A 19828-nucleotide genomic window follows, 5' to 3' on the forward strand; every position below is an offset into this window, starting at 1 on the left:
CCAGGTTCTCCAGTCTCTCCAGGTCATCGCGGATGCTCCCTCAGATGGTCGGTGCCGACGGTGCCGTCCACTTGCGGCGGCAGAGACGCCGCCACAGGGCACCCGGTTCCGGCGCTCTTGACGGCCGTGTTGGTTCTCAGCCCAGCAGCGCCGAGGGCGTCGAGCGGGCCACGTACGCCAATCCGTCGTACTCATGCGTGAGCACCGTAGGAGTCATGGAGAAGCGGTACGTCAGACGCGGCACACCAGCGCCGAAGGACCGCATGAACTGCGGGCTCGCGAGCCACTGGGCGACGGCGGGCCGGGCCCGGCCGGCGCGGAGGTCGATCAAGTGGTCTTCGGAGGTGGCCGAGGCCAGCTGGGTTTCGACGGAGCGCGGACCCGCCGCGCTGATGGTGTGCTTTCTGGGCGGTCGTTTTGCGGAGATTCCGGGGCGGGCGCGGAATGCGCCCTCGCCGAACAGCAGGCCCAGGGCGTAGTACCGCTCACCGTAGTGCTTCCTGAGGTGCTGCCCCATGGCAGGTATGTCTCGCGCGTAACGGTCGGTACAGATATGGCCGTTGTGGGCCCACACGGCGATGTTTCCGGCGGTCCTCTCCTCCAGGGAGATCACCGCCTGGGCCATGTGGCGGTCCCGGGCGGCCAGCGCGCCCCCCTCCTCCCCTTCGCCGCGCGGTGTGCGGGAGGCCACGTCGGCCGCGGCCACGATCAGGCGCGCATGCCTGAGGGCGTCATCGACAGCCGTGTCCCCGAACCGCGAGGCAAGCCGGGGACGCTCTTCCTGCAGGAATCGCTCCAGATCATGTGCCTCGGCCAGGAGTTGTGGGCGCTTCGCCACAAGGGACCCCGTCCGGGCCTCCGCCAGGGTTCCGAGCAGACCGCCGGTGACGTCTGCCCGTTCCGGTGCCAGCGTGCGCAGCATGGCGGCCAGCGTCTCCAGGGAAGGACCGCATCGCTGGGGATCGATGCCGACGAAACGTACGGCCCGGTCCTGCGGCACCGTCCGGTTGTGATCTCGCATCCACTCGACGACGTCGAGCATTTCGCGGGTCCGCCACGTCCAGAAGCCAAGGCCGGCCAGTGCCTCGGCGGCACCACCGGTTCCGTGCAGCACGTAGTCGTCGACTGCCTGGGCGGCCGAGACGCTCGCCTCCATGGCGAGGGCGGTGAATCCCATTTCCTCGACGAGGAAGCGCAGTAACAGGTGTTTGAGACGGAAGAACTCGGCTGTTCCGTGCGTCGCTTCTCCCATGCCCAGCACACGTACGTCACGCAGGACCTCGCGCAGAGGCTCCAGGTCACCGTGGCACGGTTCTGATGCCCCGGGGTTCAAGTTCTTCAGCGGCAGGGCCGCCTCCTTCAGCCATCGTTGCACTTCCTCAGCCATCGCCTCTTCCTTTCGTGCCGCTTCTGGACCTACGTCAGCGGACTCGACAGTTCGGGGTGAAGAATCCGGACCGCGCTTCAGCTGCGCCGACCAACCCACATGATCGTTGCGAGTGGCGTCTGCCATTGCATGCCTTTGACGGGCCCAGCACCAAGTCCGCACAGGTGTGGCGTCAGTGACAAGTCCGAGGCAGTCACGAACTCGCAGGGGCGTCGTCCCAGGCCAGGGAGGACATTCTCCAGCCTGCGGGGGTACGCAGGAACTGGGTGGTCTTGTGGCCGCGCCCCTCGAACCACTCGCCGTTGTGGTAGCCGGACTTGCGGTACTCGCTGAACCGGTGGGCGATCGACCCGAAGACCTCGGTGCGCTCGGACACCTCCCACTCGGAGAACTCCGTCAGGGTCCCGTCGGTGAGCACCTTCTGGCGGGGTGCGATGAACCCGTCGAGGTCGTAGATCACGGGTTCGTCGCCGACGTTCGCGATGATCCGCCCCTGCGGTACGAAGACGTCACGGATGACGCCGAGGTCCGGCCGCTTGCCGCCGACGTTGGTGAAAGCGCCCACGAACACGCCCATCAGCCGGTCGAGTTCGGCGCGGACGGCGGCCTCGGACGCGTCACCGGCGGTCGGCCACTCCTCGGCGAGGACCGACCACACCTCGATGTCGCGCCGTTCGCCCCGGTGGACGGAGTGCCGCCGCAGCACACCGTCGCGGCTCATGCCGAGCCGGCGGGCGACCGCGATGCTGCGGGCGTTTCCCGAGGCGGCCCACCATTCGACCCGGCTCATCCCGCGCTGCGTGAAGGCCCAGTCGATCAGCACCCGGCAGGCCCGCGTGACCAGCCCCTGCCCCTCCCCCGCCCGCTCCAGCCAGCAGCCGACCTCGCACACGCCCGAGGCGCCGTCGAAGCGGGTGAACATGACACCGCCGACCAGGGTGCCGTCCAGCCAGATGCCGTGGATCCGGGCGCCGTCCGTGGCCTGCCCGTCGGCGTAGCGCTGGAGGGTGGCCGTGGCGGAGGCCAGGTCGGTGCTGAGGGAGGCCCAGGGTATCCACGGGTCGACGGTGGTCCGGGCCCGGTCGATGTGGGCCAGGAACTCCGGTGCCTGCCAGGGCTCCAGAGGGCGGAGCTGAGCACGGTCGCCGAGCGGCAGGGTGAACATGGGGCCTCGCTCTCCAGGTGCGTAACAAGCGTTCGGTACGTAAGCTAGCAGCATGCCGCCCGCACCTGGAGACCGTGAAGCCCGCCGCAAGGACGTGTCCGAGGCGGTGTGGCGGGTCCTCGCCGACAAGGGGTTCGGCGGGCTGACCCTGCGCGCCGTCGCCACCGCGATGGGCGTCTCGACCGGGATGCTCATGCACTACTTCCCGACCAAACGGGCCCTCGTCACCCACGCCCTGGACCTTCTGGAGAAGGACACCGCGCAGCGGCCCCGCAGAGCGCACCCCGAGCCGGGGCTCGCCACGGTACGCGCGATGCTCCTCGACATCCTGCCGCTGACCCCGGATGACACCGCACGCAACCGCATCTGGGTCAGTTCCTGGGATCTCTCCCTCGCCGACGACGCCCTCGCCGCGGAGCAGGCCGGCCGCTACGCCCGGCTGCGCTCGACGATGCGCCCCCACCTGGAAGCCGCACGCGACGCGGGCGAGCTGCCCGCGACCGCCGACCCGGAGCAACTCGCCGCCACCGCCGTCGCCTTCACCCACGGCCTCGTCGTCCAAGCTCTCTTCGACCCCGACCGCTTCCCCTTGGACGTCCAGACCGCGATGGTCGACTCCTTCCTCGCCTCACTCGCCCGCCGTCAGGACCCGTCTGATGATTGATCGTGCGGTGGGCCGTGGTGACTTCGCGGACGCGAGGTGGCAGCGGATAGCGCCGTTGCTGCCGGGAGTCGGGCGTCGTGGTCGTCCGTGGCGGGATCACCTACGGTCGAGCGCCGCCACGCGGAGTCCGCAGTCATCGGCCGACTTGTCAGACGAGCGATGCCTGGGCCTTGGCGTCGTAGTGCTCTGCGCTGACAGGACCGCGGGGCTCGGGCGGCCCCCGCGCGCAGCGCCCTGGGCAGGGGCCGCCCGGGGAAATCCCGCCACCGGACGCCCACGAACATGGCCTGACGCGAAAACGACCGCGAATGAGCGGGTCAGCGGACCGTGCCGTCTCCCAGCTTCCTGGCCCAGTCCCGCAGTTCGGGCTCGGCCAGGCTGGTGCCCAGCCAGTCGTGGTCGAGGTCGGCTCCTGGAAGGGACGGTATGACCGCGACGTAGAGCCCGGCAGCACGTGCCGAGGCGATGCCTGTGGCCGAGTCCTCGAAGGCGACGGAGCGCTGGGGTGTCGTACCGAGCGCCTCGCATGCCGTGAGGTAGAGCTCAGGTGCGGGCTTGGGGGAGCGCACTTCGTCGGCGGCGAACGAGTGAGTGAAGCAGTCGGTGAGACCGGCCGACCACAGTGCCGTGTCCAGCAGTTCCCCAAGGGCTGTTGCTGGCTACGGCGATGGGTACGGCCGTCCGGCAGGCGCGCACCAGTTCTGCCGCCCCCGGGAGGGCTGTGGCGCCTCGGGAAAGCTCCGTGCGGACTCTTTCGAGGAGGTCGGCAGCGAGTTCGGCACCGGCGCCGGGGCACCCGAGGTATTGGGCCACGGCCTCACCAGCGGCCTCCACGGTGCGGCCGATGACCAGGGCTTTCTGTTCAGGCCCGAAGGGATGGCCGTGCGCCGCGAAGATGGCCGTTTCCGCAACGGTCCAGCATGCTTCGGTGTCGACCAGCAGGCCGTCGCAGTCGAAGACCACGGGCTCGGTGCCGCTGGGGAGCGAGCGCATGGAGATGTCCTTTCACATCGGGCGGTGCACGGGTTGCCCGATTCGTCCGCTGTCGATGGGCTTGCTGTTGCGTCGAGAGGTGCCTCACTGTCCGAGCGCGAGCCGGATGCCGAAGGCGGCGATGACCGTGCCGGTGATGCGGTCGAGGTAGCGGCGGGCCGCCGGCCGCTGCAGGCGGTCTCGGAGCGCGTGCGCGAAGGCGATCAGCGCGCACGCCCAGACGACGGCCAGGAGGATGTGTACACCGGCCAGGAGCACGCCTGGAGCGAGGTGCGGGGCGCCGGCGGGAATGAACTGCGGGAGCACCGCAACGTAGAAGGCACCCATCTTCGGGTTGAGGAGATTGGTCACGATCCCTTGCCGCCAGCCGCCGAGCAGCGTGTCGCCGGCGCCTGACCCGGCCTTGGTCTCGGCCCCGGTGGTGCTCCTGGTCCCCTCCGTCTGCGGGCTCTCGCTCGATGAGCGCCAGGTGGTCCACAGCAGCCTGCCGCCCATCCACACCAGGTACGCCGCTCCGGCCCAACGAAGGGTCTGGTATGCGAGATGAGACGCGGTCAGCAGCGCGGTCACACCGAGCGAGGTGAGCACGCCCCAGACCAGCGTGCCGCTCTGGATGCCGAGGACCACGCCCCAGACACGACGGTGGTGCCCGTGCGCCGCGGTACGCAGGATGAGTGCGGTGTCCAGTCCCGGAGTGAGCGTCAGAAGTCCTACTATCAGGGCAAAAGTCCCTATTGCGTCCAAGGTGATCATGAGTGATCACCCTAAGTCGGGAGCCGCAGGGCGTCTACATTCCTGCCCGGAATCGGGCAGGACCGGCATTGTTCGCCATGCCTTTGCGCGTCACACCTCAGGTGACGTGCCGCGGGCCGGCCCGTCCCGGCGTCCGGGAAGTCCGGGCCTCTCACACAGCCGGTGCGCCGAACACCCGTGCGGCGTCGAACATCGCCTCGACGGCCCGCCGCACGGCGATCTTGCTGTTGCCGCCCACGATGTGCAGCCCGTACGCGTCCTCCAGCGCCACGAGGTTCAGGGCCGCCGTCGAGATGTCCAGCAGGAGGCCGAACACCCCGGCGGCGACTCCCCGCTGCAGCACGGCGCGGTACGTGGCCAGTTGCCGCTCGTACATCGCCTCGGCCAGTGTGGCGTGCAGCGGCGAACTGCCCGCCACCACGTCGAACTCGTACAGCAGGCGCATCAGCGCGTCGTCGGGCCCCGTCGGCAGCCCGGCGCGGATCGTCTCCCCCAGCAGCCGTGCCGGGTCCGCGATCGTGTCGCGCAGCGCGTCACGCCGGTCGCAGAAGCGTTCCATGCCCGCACGGTAGGCCTCGCTCAGCCTGGCCGTCCTCGTCGCAGTGGTACTCACCGCGCTCAGCTACGCGCGGATGGCCCGCCGCATCACCTCCGCCGGATCCGTGTACACCTACGCCGGCAAGGCGCTCGGGGCGCCCGTGGGCTTCCTGGTGGGCTGGTCCGCCACGCTCGAATACGTCCTGCTCCCCATGCTCAACGCCCTGCTGGCCGCGAAGGTGAACGTGGCGCTCGTGATCATCCAGGCCGGGGTGGCCGTCGCGCTCCTCGTCCTCGCCGTGCGCGCCGTGGTCACCCACGGCCGGTCCTTCGGGACCACCGGGTTCGACCTGACCGCGCGCCGCCGTGCGACCTGTTCGGCGGTGCGTCGCTGCCGGCCCTGTCCTTCCTTGGTCTCGACGCCGTATCCACCCTCTCCGAGGAGGCCGAGCGCCCGCGCCGGGACATCCCGCGGGCCATCCTGCTCATCGTGGCCGCCGCCGGGGTGTTCTTCCTCGCCGTCACCTACGTCATGCAGACGCTCTTCCCGGACGTCTCGGCCGTGGGCGACATCGTGCGCGCCCCGCCGGAGATCGCCCGGTACATCGGCGGCGCCGCGTTCCAGATCCTCTTCGTCGGCGGGTACCTCACCACCGTCCTCGGGTGCGGCCTGACACAGCAGATGAGCGCGGCACGGCTGCTCTTCGCCATGGGACGCGACGGAATGCTGCCGCGCGCGGTCTTCAGGCGGGTCGATCCGCGGACCGGCGTCCCCGCCGTCAACGTGCTCGTCGTGGGCCTCATCGCCGCCTCCGCCGTCTTCCTGGACCTCGGCAGCGCCGCCTCGCTGATCGACTTCGGCGCCTACGTCGCCTTCGCCGCGGTGAACCTGGCAGTGATCGGCTTCTGGCGCGCGACCGGCGTGCGGGACGGTCGGAGGCCCGCGGGATCACCGCCGACGTACTGCAACCGCTGCTGCCGGCCCTCGGGTTCGTGGTGAACACGGCCCTGTGGACCAGCCTGGACTCCCCGGCCAAGACCGCGGGCGTCGTCTGGGCACTGGCGGGCGCCGGGATCCTGGCCGTGCGCTCGGGTGGATCCCGCCGCCCGATACGGACACCGGACCTGGCGGAGTGAGAATCCCCTCGCCGTCATCCGCCGACGGCAGGGACCGTCCGCCCACCGGTCGGCGAGGCCTCGCAGCCGGTCCGACGCCAGACAGCCGGGACCGGGGCCTGCCCAGCGGCGGCGCGAGCACCAGGTGGGCCTCGAAAGGGCTTCCGCTGATGAAGGCTCCGGTCCTATCGTCTGAGCCCGTGATCGAGAACGGCGTTCCACTGTCCCCCACTGTCTATCCGCTCGCCAAGGGACGTGTGTGGGCCATGCTGGCCGGCTCCCTGGTCTTCGTCGCTCTGGGCATCGGATTCCTGGTCGCCCACAGCACCGTGAAGATGACTGTGGCGGGGGCGCTGGCCGTGCCCTTCTTCGGGTTCTGCTCGGTGAGCATCGCCCAGCGCCTGCTCCGCGCCCGACCGGAGCTGGTGCTGGACGACGCGGGAGTGGACCACGCGAGACTGGGCCGGTTCGGCTGGGACGAGATAGCCGCCGTGCGGATACGCGTGCAGCGGGTACGAAACACCTCGCAGCGGTTGATCGAGCTGGTCCTGCACGACCCGGAGGCCTATCTGGCGCGAGCACCCAAGCTCGTCCGCAGCACCGCGTCCACGAACGCACGACTCGGCTTCGGCCCGGCCGTCATGGCCACCAACACCTTGCCGGTGCCACCTGAGGCGGTCCTGGACGCGATGCGGCGTCACCGCCCCGGACTCGCAGCACAGCACTGAGCGCGCCCGTCGACCGGCCGATGAGCCGCTCGCTGGAACGTACCGGCCGAATGACCCCCGGCCATGGGACTCGACGCCCCCGGTGACTCTCCGGCGACAGGGCCTCCCCCGCGCGGACGGTGAAAGAGACATTCCGGGCGGAGCCGCCCCACCGTCGCCGAAAGAGTCGTCATGAGCAGCGTGCCGGGCCTGCGTGGGTCAGTCGGTGCGGAAGCCACAACCGGTTCGAGGCGAAAGGGTGCTCTGCGACGAACTCGGCGCTGCGCTCCGGACACTCGGCGGAATCGACGCCTTCATAATCGCTGGAGTGGGCGAGGTCCCCCGGCCATACTGGTGCGAAGTGCTTTCGAGGGCCGACTCCGAACCGGCATTACGTCTGCCTCCCGTGCCGTTCCTCGTTCAAGAAGCGCGGCACGTGGGCGAGCCGATGCGCGCGCTGCGGTGGAGAGTTGATCGACGCGGGCCAGGACCTCGCTGTGCCGAAGCGTAACGACACCGCCAGCTGGCGGACGTTGACCGTCCTGCTGAACGCCGGTGTCACGTTCCACTCGCGCTGCTGTGACGGGCCCGGATGGCGCCCTCGTACACCCCGCGAAGTGCGCGAGCGACTGGCCGCTGCGGCTGGTACAGGCGTGCCGCTGAGCGTGGCGCTGACGACGGTCGACACCAACGAACTCCGTTCCAGGCGCACCACACGCTGAGCCGGCGTTACATTGACCCGTCCCCGCACAGGTCCCAGTTCACAGGCCGACCAGCCACCGCGCCGCAGCACCGGCGGCTGTTCGTCCGCGGAGGCCGGGGCGGGCGGAATCGGCTGGTCTCGGGGAGTTCAGGCGTAGGCGTCCTCGATGACGACGCGTCGCACTGTGCGCAGCGACGCCCGGAGACTGTCCAGATCGGTCGAGCCGAGAGCGAGACGGAGCGCCTGTGGTGTGTGCTTCGAGGTGGTGAAGGGCTCTGCGGTGCTCACCGAGATGTGCTGACGCGCGAGGGTGGCGGTCAGGCGATCGGCACGTGCGTCGTCGGGCAGCGTCAGCCATGTGAAGTAGGACGAGGGGTGGCTGATCAGTGAGAGGCCTGCCAGTTCCTGTCTGGCGAGTGCTTGGCGGGCTTTGGCGTCGTCTCGCTTCTGCGCTTCCAAGTGCTCCACCGTGCCGTCCTCGAGCCACCGGCACGCGATCGCGGTGGTGAGGGCCGGAGTGTTCCAGGTGGTCGCCCGAATCGCGCGTTCGATCGAGGGCACCCTGGCCGGCGGGGCGACCACGAAGCCGACCCGGAGGCCGGTGGCGACGTTCTTGGACAGTCCCGAGACGTACACGGTGACGTCCGGTGCACTTGCTGCCAGAGGCGGTGGAGGGTCCTCGACCAGGTAGGCGTACGCGGCGTCCTCGATGATGAGCGGACCGTGCTGCCGAGCGATCTTGATCAGCCGACTGCGGTCCGTTGCCGGCATGACCCACCCGAGAGGGTTGTGCAACGTCGGCATGGTGTAGATCGCACGCACAGGGCGGGTCGCGCACAGCTTCTCCAAGGCGTCGAGATCCGGCCCGTCGGCGGTAGTGGGTATGGGCTCCAGGTCGAGATGAAAGGCGTGCGCGAGCACCTTGAAGCCCGGGTAGGTGAGTGCGTCGACCGCGACGACGTCTCCGGCGTTGAGCGCGGCCATGACGGTGACGGCCAGGCCGTGCTGCGCACCGCTGACGACGAGGATCTCGTCCGCGTCCGGTGTGAGCCCTCGACGCCGCAGGTGTCGTGCGATCGAGGCCCTGTCCTGGGGGCGCCCTCGATGTGGCTGGTAGCGCAGCAGCGAGTCGAGTTCACCGGAGGTGGCCACCTCTCTCAGAGCCTGCCGTAGAAGATCGGCTTGGCCGGGCAGCGACGGATAGTTGAAGTTGAGGTCGACCGCGTCAGCGGCCGCGACTTGCTGATCGATGCCGTGATCGGCGGGAACCGCGATCTCACGGACGAACGTGCCGCGGCCCTGCTCCCGGCTTACCAGACCCATCGCTTCCAGCTCGGCGTACACCCGGGTCGCGGTCACCACGGCGATGCCCTCGCGGGCGGCGAGCCCGCGATGTGTCGGCAGCCGCACGCCTGCGGCGAGCCGGCCCGTCCGGATGTCGGATGCGAGCGCGTCGACCAGGATCTTGTACCGGGAGGCTGCCACACACCGAATTGTATCCATGACAATTCTTTGACTGTCCTGCTCGCGTGTTCCTACCGTCAGGAGCCACTCATCCGGAAGGACAGCCGCCGTGCACATCGCCATCCTCACCTTCGAGGGCTACAACGAGCTCGACTCCCTGATCGCGCTCGGTGTGCTCAACCGCATCAAGTCCGACGACTGGCGCGTCACCATAGCCACCCCCAGCCCCAGGGTGACCTCGATGAACGGGGTGGTCATCGACCAGATGTCCACCCTTGAGGAGGCGTGCGCCGCTGACGCCGTCATCGTCGGCAGTGGCATCGCCACGCGCGAGGTCGTCGAGGACCAGGCGATCATGAATACCTTGCGCGGCATGGACCCCTCGCGCCAGCTCATCGCTGCGCAGTGCTCCGGCGCTCTCGTGTTGGCCAAGCTCGGCCTGCTCAACGACATCCCCGCCTGCACCGACCTGACCACCAAGCCCTGGGTCATCGCCGCCGGCGTCGAGGTGCTCAACCAGGCCTTCTACGCCAAGGACAACATCGCCACCGCCGGTGGCTGCCTCGCCTCGCACTACCTCGCCGCCTGGGTCATCGCACGCCTCAAGGGCCACGACGCCGCCGAAAGCGCACTGCACTATGTCGCCCCGGTCGGCGAGAAGGAGGAGTACATCGAGCGCGCGTGGCGCAACATCACGCCCTACCTGCCTGCTCCCACACCGACCCTCGTCTGAACCGACCAGCCTCAAGCAGTGCGCTCTCTCGGCGGTGCCGCTTCAAGGTGAGGCCGGTCGTGGCGACGGACGTCATCGATGCGGGCTGCACCGGGACCTGCGGAGGCAAGCGCGTGCCGGGTGGGTGGCCCGCACCTCCTCCGCAGACACTGCCCGGCGGGCCGCCTCGGTGGTGGTGACGTCTCCCTGGCCGACGAAACGTCAGAAGAGTGCGCCGTGTGGTGCTTCGAGCCGAAGTCGAAGAGGTTCACCGCGCTGTATGCCCTGTCTCCGGGCCGGAGCGTGATGTGCTTGTCGCCCCCGGGTTGTCCTTCTTCGAGTTCGGCCCAACTAGGCGCACTGAGACGGGTGTTCATGCCCTGTCCGGCTGCGGTGCAGCGCCTCCGGCTGCTGCGGCACAGGGAAAGGCCACCAGGGGCTCCCACCCGCCCGCGGAACGGTTCGCGTCCCGACAGGCCCTGGGTGATCCGCCCACTTGCCCAACCCGATCACCCAGGCTGAGCTGAGTTTGCGTACTCATGTCCGGCAGGGTTCCGCGCCGCGACCATCAGTGCAGCGGCACGGTCGAGAGCGCCGCGTCCCTTCCAGCCAAGGCGTTCGCGCCAGTTACGGAGAACTCGCCGTGTCCCGTCGTATCGCCCTGTCCGTCGTCACCGGCGCCATCGCCCTCGCGGGTGCCGGGACCTTCGCGCTCGCCTACGCCGGAGACCAGACCCCGGCACTGACCAACAGCACTGCCCGTTACACCGCCCCGGACGGCGGGAGGGGCGGCTCGCTCGTCTTCTCCACAGAGGTCACAACGTCCTCCGGCGTCAAGAGCCTCAAGGTGCTGGCCTGGCCGGAGAGGTCCGGACTCGCCGCGAAGCAGCCGACCGCCGAAGAGATGACCCAGGCGGAGCGGGCCCACTGCAAACCCGCCGGTACGGGCACCGTGCGGTGCATGTACACGGCCGCGGTGACCGCCGCCGACGCCGCTTCATCTCCGCACGGCTCCTGGCATGTCGCCGTTCTCGCGACCGCCGAGGACGGCACCACCACCCTGGACACCAAGGCGGTGGACTTCACCGTCGACTGACCGGCCTCCCAGGGGCTGGCCGACGCTCTTTCTGGACGACCACCAGACCGTCCCGTGCGCACCGGCGCCTACCGTGCGCAGCATGTGACGCGGATGCCTCGGACATTGCTCTTGCCTTCGCTTCTCACGGGCGCGATCAGTAACGCTCAGTGACGAAGCGGGGCCGCCGCCTCGGCGTCGTAACAACGATCGCGACAGCGCTCATGTTCGCGGTACGGGCATGAGCGCAGGGCGTACTGCCGCTGCGATCACGCCGAAGAGCACCTCCGGCTCCGGCAATCGGGGCCGCGTGCGTGATCAGGGCCGCTGTCGGCGCGCGGGCCGCCGCATGCGTGGAGAAACTGGGGGGACAGGAAGGAGGCAGGATTGAGCGCCGGGTAGCAGCTCATCGGATCCGGAGAATCCGGACTGGCCCGGCTGTTACGTCCTACATGGTCGGCGAGCAGACCGGCGCCCAGCCGCCCGAGTAGGGCCGGTGCGGGGAGGAACCATGACCGAGACCTACGATCTGCGCCGCACGGCTGTACTGCTGATCGACCCCTACAACGACTTTCTCTCACAGGACGGCAAGGTGTGGTCCCGTCTGGAGCCCGTGGCACGCCAGGTCGGTCTGCTCGACCATCTGCGCGAGGTGATCGCCTCGGCCCGTGCGACCGGTGTACGCGTGGTGTTCGTGCCGCACCGCCGCTGGCAGCCCGGCGACTACGAGACATGGGACCATCCGACACCCTCGCAGCGGAAGATCCAGCAGTTCCACCACTTCGCCCGGGGTTCCTGGGGCGGCGAGTTCCACCCCGACTTGCAGCCGCAGCCGGGCGAGGTCGTCGCTCAGGAACACTGGGGGTCGAGCGGGTTCGCCAACACGGACCTGGACATGCAGCTCAAGCAGTATGGCATCACCCACGTCGCCCTCGTCGGCGTGCTGGCCAACACCTGTGTCGAGGCCACCGCCCGATTCGCCATGGAACTCGGCTATCACGTGACGCTGGTCCGCGATGCCACCGCAGCCCTCAGCCCGGAAATGATGCACGCCGCTCACGAACTCAACGGCCCCACCTACGCACAGGCCATCGTCACCACACAACAACTCATCGCCGCACTCGACGGCTCCCCGCGGTAGCTGTCGGACTCGTCCGCGTCGAGTGAGCGGTGCCCCATCCCTCGCCGGACTTCTTCTCCCCGTGGGCGTAGGAGGTGCCGGACCGGTTTCCGCCGGCGCCGGGCGACACGCCGTGGACGAGGTGGTGCGCGTCTGCGAGGCCGTCGGCGCACGGAGCGGCGCCGGCCCGGCGAGGCTGGGGGCGGTGAGGTAGCGGCCGCAGGCGCGCTTTCCTGTCAGCGAACCTGGTCGCTCTTCGGCCCGATGCCCTTGAGTCTGGTCGGAGTTCCGTCCGGGGCGAACGAGTGGTGGAAGGTGAAGGCGTGCGGCGTGGAGCCATGGTCGTGGAGGTGTTCCAGCCTGGAGACCCCGTCCTGCCAGGTGGGTGTCACGCCGTCGGAGACCCACCAGAAGACGTGACCCGGGTGTGCTGTCCTCTCGAACCAGTCGTAACGCCTGTTGAGCGCCTCGCGGTGCAGACCGGTGTAGATGGCGTCGAAGGCGGGGCGCAGGTCGGTCCAGAGTGAGAGGGTCGCGGCCAGGGCGATGGTTTCCGCCGTACGGCCCTTGCCGTACCAGGTCGGTACGGCGAACTCGCCCCATGCACCCCAGTCCAAGTCGAAGTGTGTACCCCGGCCGCCCTCTGCCGGTACAGCACGAGCGAGGTATCCGGGGTGCTGGCCGATCTTCCGGTAGACGGCCTCGCTGCTGTCGTGGAATTCGCGCGTGAGAGGTGCGGGATCGGCGAGAGGTGACTTCAGGACGCCGAATGTGTACAGCGCAAGGTGGGGCATGCGTCTCTTCCTGGTGGGGGTGTCTGGTGTGGACTCGCGGATGGCTCAGCCTGGAGTAACTCCTGTGCGACCGTGGGCGATCGCCGAAGACCAGATGAAGGTAGCCGCCTCTGCGGACCATGTCGAAGTTGCGTTTTCCCTGTCCAAATGGCCTCCTGCTGGCCGCACGTCACCGTCCTGGCCCTCACCAGCCCCGGCTTCCGACTGAAGGCCGTCCCGGTGCTGGACCTGTACGCCCGAACCTGGCAGGGCGGACAGCTGGGCGATGACGGGTACGTGATCAGCGCTGCAGCGTGAACAACCCCGAAGGATTTACGGCGCCGACCGCTAAGCGACCTCGCCGATCCTGCCCATGGGGCCCCGCGTCCCGTCGTGGTGGATCGGCGTGTGGGCTCCTCTCAGCGACGCACCGGGGCCGCCGCGTCGGACGGCCACGATCTCCGCCGTGATCGACAGCGCCGTCTCCTCCGGTGTCCGCGCGCCCAGATCGAGGCCGATGGGCGATCGCAGGCGGGCCACTTCGAGTTCGGTGACGCCGACCTCCCGCAGCCGCTCGTTGCGTTCCAGGTGGGTTCGGTGCGAACCCATCGCGCCGACGTACGCCACGGGCGGCTTCAGCGCCAACTCCAGCAGGGGTACGTCGAACTTGGCGTCGTGGGTGAGGACGCAGAGCACCGCCCGCGAGTCGAGCTCCGTCGCCTCCAGGTAGCGGTGCGGCCAGTCGACGACGACCTCGTCCGCTTCGGGGAAGCGTTCCCGCGTCGCGAACGCGCGTCCCGGTCGATGCCGGGGCGGAAGAATGCCGTTCGACCCCGGTGGCTTGTTCCAGGCGTGATCGACTCATGGACATGTACCTGGAGACCGAACGCCTGGCCCTGCGCCGCTTCACTGCCGATGACGCGGAGCTGCTGATCGAGCTGGACAGCGACCCGGCGGCGATGCGCTACCTGACCGGCGGCACTCCGACGGCGCCGGAGGTCGTCCGCCAGCGCTACCTGCCGAACATCCTCGCCGGCTACGAGAAGTGGGGCGGCGACCTCGGACTGTTCGCCGCGCACGAGAAGGACGGCGGCGCGTTCATCGGCTGGTTCATCCTGCGTCCCGAGCCGGAGGGCTCGCTGGACGAAGTCGAACTCGGCTACCGGCTGCGGCAGGCGGCTTGGGGCAAGGGCTATGCCACCGAGGGCTCGCGGGCCCTGCTGGGCAAGGCCTTCACAGAACTCGGTGTGCGCCTGGTCTGGGCTGAGACGATGTCCGTGAACCACGGTTCGCGCAACATCATGAAGAAGCTCGGGATGACGCTCGCGGACACCATCCCCACCCCCTCCGACATGGAGATGATCGAGGGCTCCGAGCATGGAGGCGTACGGTACGAGATCACCAAGGAGCAGTGGGAGCAGCAGTAGCCACGCTGCGGACGACCGTTGTGGCGCCACGGATGGCGGCGAGCCAGCCGAAGACGAAGCGCTGAGATTCGGCCCAATTCCGGCTCTGTGCAAGGGATGATGAGCGCGTGACATCGGCGACATCTCAACAGCTGCGCATCCGTACCGACTCCGGGTCCGGCGAGACCGGCCGTGCGGCCGACGAGCTGAGATCGCTCTTCGACTGGCTGCGGCACGAGGACGCGCTGCGCGGACGGGTGCACGTCGAGCACACGCCGATCTCGCCGGGCGAGATGGGCGGAGGGCTGGACGCCCTGGTGGTGGCCATCGGCCCCGGTGGCGTGGGCGCGGCCGCGGTCGGCGCTCTGGTCGGCGCTCTGGCCACCTGGTTCCAGCATCGCCGTTCGGACCTGCGGATCACCCTCACCAACGAGAGCGGACGCACCGTCGAAGTGGACGGCAAGCGCGTCGATGTCCCCGTACTGGTCGAGGTAGTCGAGCGGCTGCTCGCGGACGGAGAGGCGAGCGGGGACGAGGAGGGGACGGCGCAGTGACCCGGTTCCCGGATCCGGCCGGTTCTCGGGCCGTCCTGATCGGCGTGAGCCGGTACGAGCACCCCAAGCTGCCCGGCATCCCGGCGGTGCGCGCGAACCTCGCGGATCTCAGGACGGTCCTCACGGATCCGGTCGGCGGGACCCTGCCGGCCGAGCACTGTGTCGTGATCGACGAGCCCGAAGTCCCTACCGACCTCGGTGTCCCCGTCGCCGAGATGGCCGGCGAGGCCACGGACGTGCTGCTCGTCTACTACGCCGGTCACGGAGTCGTCGACGGGCAGGGCAGGCTCCATCTGGCGGTGTTCCACACCGACCCGGCACGGTCGAGCGTGACCGCGCTGCCCTACGAGGTGCTGCGGGAGGCGATGGTCGACAGTCGCGCGGCGGTCAGCGTGCTCGTGCTGGACTGTTGCTTCTCCGGCCGGGCGACCGGGGCGATGGGGGACGAGCAAGGTCTGATCAGCGGGCAGATCGACATCGCCGGCACGTACGTCCTCGCCTCGTCATCGGCGACCAGGCCCTCGCAGGCCTTACCGGGCGCGACCCACACCGCCTTCACCGGGGCACTGCTCGCGGCGTTGCGCCGCCCGGATCCGCTCACCCTCGACGCGCTCTTCGAAAAGGTCCACCACCACCTCCTCGCCCGGTCCTTGCCACTGCCCCAGCGGCGGGTGATGAACACGGCGGGGGGCCTGACCCTGACGAAGGGCGCACCTTCCGCGGCTCCTCTCAGCGACACGCCGCCTGTCGTGGGGGCACCGCCGGCCCGGTGGAACCGGCGGGGGTTTCTGGTCGCGGGCGCCGCCTCCGGTGTCGCTCTTGGCGCCGCCGCCCTGGAGTGGGTGGTCAAGGGCGGGTTCGGCGACGACGCATCGGGGTCGAGCGGACCGTCGTCGAGCGGCTCCCCCGCCATGAAGGTGACCGGTGCACCCGCTTCAGGGCATGGCCTCGCCAGTCACACGGGCGCCGTCCAGTCGGTGGCGTTCCGCCCCGGCGGAAAGGTCCTGGCCAGCGGCGGTGCCGACAGGACGATCCGGCTCTGGAACGTGACCGACCCGGCGAAACCGACACCGCTCGTCACCCTCACCGCCCCCACGGACAACGTCGACGCGGTGGCGTTCAGTCCCGACGGCGGCCTGCTGGCCGGCGGCGGCAACGACAACACGGTCCGGCTCTGGAAAACGACCGATCCCGCGAAACCGGGGCCGCTGAGTCCGCTCACCGGTCACACCGACGCCGTGTTCGCCGTGGCCTTCAATCCCGACGGCTCCATCCTGGCCAGTGGCAGCGCCGATCGGACGCTCCGGCTCTGGAATGTGTCGGACCCTGCGAAGCCGACACCGATGGGCCGTCCCGGCACCGGCCACGCCGACGCGGTCCTCTCCGTGGCGTTCAGTCCCGACCAGAGCCTCATGGCCACCGGCAGCGCCGACAACTCGATCCTGCTGTGGAACGTGGCCACCCCGCCGGCCACCGTCGGCGCACCCGTCCCCGGCCACAAGAACCGCGTCCACAGCGTGGCGTTCAGCCCCGACGGCAAGATCCTGGCCAGCGGCGGCGGGGACCGGACAGTCCGCCTGTGGAATGTGACCGACCTGACGAACCCGACCCAGATCGGGGACCCCCTGGCAGGACACACGGACGCGGTCTACTCCCTCGCCTTCAGCCCCGACGGCAAGGTCCTGGCGAGCGGCGGCGCCGACAGGAAGGTCCGTCTCTGGGACCTGACCGACCCGGCGGACCCGGCATTGCTCAGCCCTCCCCTCGTCGGCCACACGGGCGCCGTTCACTCCGTCGCGTTCGATTCCGACGGCAAGCTGCTGGCCAGCGCCGGCGCCGACAGCGCGATCCGCCTCTGGACACTCGCCCGTTAGTACGCAGCGACAGATCGCGATCTTCTCCCCACTGGCCAGGCGGCGCGCCTGCCAGGTCGTGCGCGAGGCGAGCACCCAACCTACGAGCCCTGCGAGCCCTACGAGCCCTGCGACGCGGCTGCCGCTCCTGGGGTGAGGACGACGGCGAGCCGGCGGACTCCGACCTAGCCGGTCTCGTCCTGGTCAGGACTGGACAGCCGAGGGCCCGCCCGGACGCCGACGCGACGCTCGGGCGCTGCTCACTTGGCTCGCTCACTGGTCGTTCTCTATCCGCTCGTCTGCTCGGTCTGCTTCGAACGGGGTTCTTGATCGGGTGAGTTGGTCGACGTCTGTGCATGGAGGAAGGGCCTCTTGGTGGCTCGCGGATGTCGAGTCCAGCGAGATGCAAGAGGCCCTGTTGTCGAAGTGTCGCGTGGTCGTGGTTGCCGGGTCCAGTCCGTCCACTCCCGGGTGTGACTGTCTCGCCCATCGGTTCGGGAACGCGGCCGACCGGCCGGAGCGCCGGCCCCGGTACGGCTCGGACATGAGCGATGCGGAGTGGGCGTCGGTGCGGGATCTGCTGCCGGTGCCGGGATGGCTGGCGGGCCGGGGCGGGCGGCCGGAGGGCTACTGCCACCGGCAGATGATCGACGCGGTGCGCTATCTCGTCGACAACGGCATCAAGTGGCGGGCGATGCCGTCCGACTTCCCGCCCTGGCCGCGGGTGTATGCCTTCTTCGTCCGCTGGCGGGATGCGGGGCTGGTGGCTGAGCTGCATGAACGTCTGCGTGAAGCGGTCCGCCGGGATGAGGGCCGCAGCCTGGAGCCGAGCGCGGGGGTGGTGGACTCGCAGTCGGTCAAGGCGGACGCCACCGTCGCTCATGTCTCGCGGGGTTTTGACGCCGGGAAGAAGACATCCGATGCGGAAGAACTGTCAAGCGGCCACAGGTAGTTGAGTGTCTGATGGGGTGGGGAAGGCGACTGCTTCGCTGTAGTGGACGCGGTGGGCCAGGCAGTGGTGGAGGCAGCCGATCATGCGATTGAAGAGATTGCGCTGGGCAGCGGTGTGGCGGTCGCCGGCTTCACGTCGTCGGTCGTAGTGGGCTCTGGCACCGTCTGAGTGGGCCATGGCCGAGAAGGCCCACACGTAGCCGACGGCGGCCAGTCGCTGGTTCTTGACCCGGCGGGCGAGGACGGCCACGCTCTTGCCGGAGGCCCTGGTGACCGGGGCCGAACCGGCGTAAGCCTTCAGGCCTCTGGCGTCGGCGAAGCGGGATCGGTCGTCACCGATCTCGGCGAACACCCGGGCGCCGCTGAGCGCGCTGAGCCCTGGGAAGCCGGTGATGATCTCGGCGTCCGGGTGTTTCTCAAAAGACTCTGCCGTGGCCTCGGCGAGGTCGTCGGCACTGCTGCAGGCGGCGTCGAGTTGTCGCAGGAGGGCAAGGGTCTGACGGCCCATGGCCTCTTCAACCAGCGGAAGTTGGCGCATCTGCGGGGCGCGGAGCGCGGTCTGGAGCCGTTCCGCCTCGGCGTCGATGGTGTTCCTGCGGCCGGCCTTCTTCAGCAGCGACCGCAGTTGGGTGCGGGTGAGCTGGGCAGCCTGAGCGGGAGTGGGGGCGGCGGCCAGCATGACGCGGGCGATGGGGTGGCTGACGCCTTCGCGTCGTACGCCGACGGCGGCCAGGAAGCCGGGGAAGTACTCGCGCAGGTGCGAGGTGAGCTTGTTGGCGGCCTGGGTGCGGTCCCATACCGCGTCCTGCTGGGCGCGGGCGAGGACCGCGATGGCCTGGGCGAGCTCGGAGTCGGCTGGCAGTCTGCGGTGGGCTGCGGCGTCGGTTCGCAGGATGTTCGCCAGCACCATGGCATCGAGGTGGTCGGACTTCTTGCGGGAGACCGCATGCCGGTCGCGGTATCGGGCGGCAGCCATGGGGTTGATCGCGTAGATGGGGCGGCCGGTCGCGCGAAGGCAGGCGACGAGTAGGCCGCGGGAGGTCTCGATGGCCACGGGGATCGGGGCGTCGGCGGTGTCGCCGTGCTCGGCGAGCATGTGCAGGAGTTGGGCCAGGCCGTCGGCGTTGTCGTCGATGCGGGCTTTGGCCAGTAAGGATCCGGTGTCGTCGAGCAGGACGACGTCGTGGTGGTCGCTGGCCCAGTCGATGCCGCAGAACACGCTCAATACGGTTCACGTCCTCTCGTGTGAGTTGCGCATTTTGGCTGGTCACAGCCGTGCGGGGCACGCGTCTCCCTAATGGCAGGGCTCGATGGCCCGTCATCCGATTAGCCGTTCGTGACCCCAGCGATCCGCAAGGTCCTCAGTCTTCGGCAGAGCTCGGTGGCTCCCGAACAAGGTGAGAGGTGTTCCCTGCGAGCGGCTCGGACCATGAACGCCAACGGTCCGATCATGTGATCGGTCACGCTGCCAAATGCGAGCGCCAGCACTCGCCAGTCTTCTTTGAGGGCTTCGGCCCTGATCAACGGAGGGCATCGTGCTGGCGCCGGCACCCGGCAGCCTGACCAGGCCGACGGGAGGAGCCGGACGGGACCGGTCAGGCCAGTCTGGAAGAAGGGTTCTTGACCCTGGTCTTGGTCGGGCCTCGACCGTTCCCGTCACTGCCCATTAGGCGCTGTTTATCGGATCATGTGCGGAGCCAGATGATGAGGGCTGCGAGGGTGACGGTGCCGAGGTAGGTGTAGGCCCGTTTCTCGTAGCGTGTGGCGACGGCGCGGAAGGCTTTCAGGCGGTTGATGGCTCGCTCGACGGTGTTGCGTTTCTTGTAGCGCTCGCGGTCGAAGCCGGTGGGCCGGCCGCCGCGAGAACCGCGGGCATGGCGGTGTCTGCGCTGGTC

Annotated in this window: 21 protein-coding genes and 1 pseudogene; 12 read left to right on the forward strand and 10 right to left on the reverse strand. The window is 69.3% G+C overall.

The features are described from left to right. Window positions 1–136: 136 nt before the first annotated feature. Both FHS34_RS41470 and FHS34_RS41475 read right to left on the reverse strand, forming a co-directional pair. On the reverse strand, window positions 137–1387 hold the full coding sequence (locus tag FHS34_RS41470; RefSeq protein WP_184976021.1) for an erythromycin esterase family protein: 1251 nt from the start codon (window positions 1385–1387) through the stop codon (window positions 137–139). Between the two features lie 193 nt (window positions 1388–1580). Further along, entirely contained in the window at window positions 1581–2552 is a 972-nt protein-coding gene (locus FHS34_RS41475) for a GNAT family N-acetyltransferase (protein ID WP_184976024.1), read from the reverse strand. A gap of 52 nt (window positions 2553–2604) precedes the next feature. On the opposite strand from FHS34_RS41475, the gene FHS34_RS41480 reads away from it, so the two are divergent. After that, a complete protein-coding gene (locus tag FHS34_RS41480; RefSeq protein WP_184976027.1) occupies window positions 2605–3216 on the forward strand; it encodes a TetR/AcrR family transcriptional regulator in 612 nt (203 codons plus the stop codon). A 317-nt stretch (window positions 3217–3533) separates the two neighbouring features. Here the strand turns inward: FHS34_RS41480 and FHS34_RS43670 are convergent, their stop codons facing one another. The 3 genes from FHS34_RS43670 to FHS34_RS41495 form a co-directional block, all read right to left on the reverse strand. Continuing rightward, window positions 3534–3854: an HAD family hydrolase gene (locus FHS34_RS43670; protein ID WP_376773177.1), complete on the reverse strand. Its 321-nt coding sequence runs from the start codon at window positions 3852–3854 to the stop codon at window positions 3534–3536. Between the two features lie 439 nt (window positions 3855–4293). Beyond that, on the reverse strand, window positions 4294–4962 hold the full coding sequence (locus tag FHS34_RS41490; protein WP_184976030.1) for a LysE family translocator: 669 nt from the start codon (window positions 4960–4962) through the stop codon (window positions 4294–4296). 151 nt (window positions 4963–5113) lie between these two features. Beyond that, the gene (locus FHS34_RS41495) at window positions 5114–5521 is read right to left on the reverse strand and encodes a hypothetical protein (RefSeq protein ID WP_225818015.1); all 408 of its coding nucleotides are present in this window, start codon (window positions 5519–5521) and stop codon (window positions 5114–5116) included. Between the two features lie 378 nt (window positions 5522–5899). Between FHS34_RS41495 and FHS34_RS43265 the strand changes: the two genes are divergently transcribed. From FHS34_RS43265 to FHS34_RS41505, 3 genes are all read left to right on the forward strand, one after another. Beyond that, a complete protein-coding gene (locus FHS34_RS43265; protein WP_245002628.1) occupies window positions 5900–6499 on the forward strand; it encodes an APC family permease in 600 nt (199 codons plus the stop codon). After that, window positions 6493–6636 (forward strand): hypothetical protein, encoded by a 144-nt coding sequence (locus tag FHS34_RS43270; protein ID WP_225818009.1) that lies wholly within the window; start codon window positions 6493–6495, stop codon window positions 6634–6636. The genes FHS34_RS43265 and FHS34_RS43270 overlap by 7 nt, the downstream gene beginning before the upstream one ends. A gap of 179 nt (window positions 6637–6815) precedes the next feature. Then, complete coding sequence (locus tag FHS34_RS41505) at window positions 6816–7343, forward strand: STM3941 family protein (protein ID WP_225818005.1); 528 nt, start codon at window positions 6816–6818, stop codon at window positions 7341–7343. A gap of 829 nt (window positions 7344–8172) precedes the next feature. On the opposite strand, the gene FHS34_RS41510 is transcribed toward FHS34_RS41505, so the two are convergent. Beyond that, a complete protein-coding gene (locus FHS34_RS41510; protein WP_184976034.1) occupies window positions 8173–9510 on the reverse strand; it encodes an aminotransferase-like domain-containing protein in 1338 nt (445 codons plus the stop codon). 88 nt (window positions 9511–9598) lie between these two features. Between FHS34_RS41510 and FHS34_RS41515 the strand changes: the two genes are divergently transcribed. The 3 genes from FHS34_RS41515 to FHS34_RS41525 all read left to right on the forward strand — a co-directional run bounded on the left by FHS34_RS41515 (window position 9599) and on the right by FHS34_RS41525 (window position 12417). Beyond that, window positions 9599–10222: a DJ-1/PfpI family protein gene (locus FHS34_RS41515; RefSeq protein WP_184976038.1), complete on the forward strand. Its 624-nt coding sequence runs from the start codon at window positions 9599–9601 to the stop codon at window positions 10220–10222. A gap of 622 nt (window positions 10223–10844) precedes the next feature. Further along, window positions 10845–11297 (forward strand): DUF5707 domain-containing protein, encoded by a 453-nt coding sequence (locus FHS34_RS41520; protein WP_184976041.1) that lies wholly within the window; start codon window positions 10845–10847, stop codon window positions 11295–11297. 490 nt (window positions 11298–11787) lie between these two features. Continuing rightward, entirely contained in the window at window positions 11788–12417 is a 630-nt protein-coding gene (locus FHS34_RS41525; protein WP_184976044.1) for a cysteine hydrolase family protein, read from the forward strand. Window positions 12418–12632: 215 nt separating this feature from the next. Here the strand turns inward: FHS34_RS41525 and FHS34_RS41530 are convergent, their stop codons facing one another. After that, the gene (locus FHS34_RS41530) at window positions 12633–13190 is read right to left on the reverse strand and encodes a DUF3291 domain-containing protein (RefSeq protein ID WP_184976047.1); all 558 of its coding nucleotides are present in this window, start codon (window positions 13188–13190) and stop codon (window positions 12633–12635) included. A gap of 147 nt (window positions 13191–13337) precedes the next feature. Between FHS34_RS41530 and FHS34_RS41535 the strand changes: the two genes are divergently transcribed. Continuing rightward, complete coding sequence (locus FHS34_RS41535; protein WP_184976050.1) at window positions 13338–13487, forward strand: hypothetical protein; 150 nt, start codon at window positions 13338–13340, stop codon at window positions 13485–13487. A 30-nt stretch (window positions 13488–13517) separates the two neighbouring features. Here FHS34_RS41535 and FHS34_RS41540 read toward each other — a convergent pair. Further along, a pseudogene (locus FHS34_RS41540) lies at window positions 13518–13958 on the reverse strand (XdhC family protein); the annotation flags it as partial. 74 nt (window positions 13959–14032) lie between these two features. Here FHS34_RS41540 and FHS34_RS41545 point away from each other — a divergent pair. The 4 genes from FHS34_RS41545 to FHS34_RS41560 all read left to right on the forward strand — a co-directional run bounded on the left by FHS34_RS41545 (window position 14033) and on the right by FHS34_RS41560 (window position 17934). Continuing rightward, window positions 14033–14596: a GNAT family N-acetyltransferase gene (locus FHS34_RS41545; RefSeq protein ID WP_184976053.1), complete on the forward strand. Its 564-nt coding sequence runs from the start codon at window positions 14033–14035 to the stop codon at window positions 14594–14596. Between the two features lie 107 nt (window positions 14597–14703). After that, complete coding sequence (locus FHS34_RS41550) at window positions 14704–15129, forward strand: effector-associated constant component EACC1 (RefSeq protein WP_184976056.1); 426 nt, start codon at window positions 14704–14706, stop codon at window positions 15127–15129. Then, window positions 15126–17003 carry a caspase, EACC1-associated type gene (locus FHS34_RS41555; protein ID WP_184976059.1) on the forward strand — a complete coding sequence of 626 codons (1878 nt, stop codon included), beginning with the start codon at window positions 15126–15128 and terminating at the stop codon, window positions 17001–17003. The genes FHS34_RS41550 and FHS34_RS41555 overlap by 4 nt, the downstream gene beginning before the upstream one ends. Window positions 17004–17526: 523 nt before the next feature. Beyond that, entirely contained in the window at window positions 17527–17934 is a 408-nt protein-coding gene (locus FHS34_RS41560) for a transposase (protein ID WP_225818003.1), read from the forward strand. Here the strand turns inward: FHS34_RS41560 and FHS34_RS41565 are convergent. Both FHS34_RS41565 and FHS34_RS41570 read right to left on the reverse strand, forming a co-directional pair. Continuing rightward, window positions 17917–19158, reverse strand: a complete 1242-nt coding sequence (locus FHS34_RS41565; protein WP_184976062.1) for an IS110 family RNA-guided transposase — start codon at window positions 19156–19158, stop codon at window positions 17917–17919. The two genes, FHS34_RS41560 and FHS34_RS41565, sit on opposite strands and share 18 nt — an antisense overlap. Before the next feature lie 460 nt (window positions 19159–19618). Further along, window positions 19619–19828, reverse strand: a 210-nt coding sequence (locus FHS34_RS41570; RefSeq protein WP_184976065.1) for a transposase, incomplete at its 5' end; no start/stop codon positions are given.

This window comes from Streptomyces echinatus (assembly GCF_014203595.1).
Taxonomy (GTDB): Bacteria; Actinomycetota; Actinomycetes; order Streptomycetales; family Streptomycetaceae; genus Streptomyces; species Streptomyces echinatus.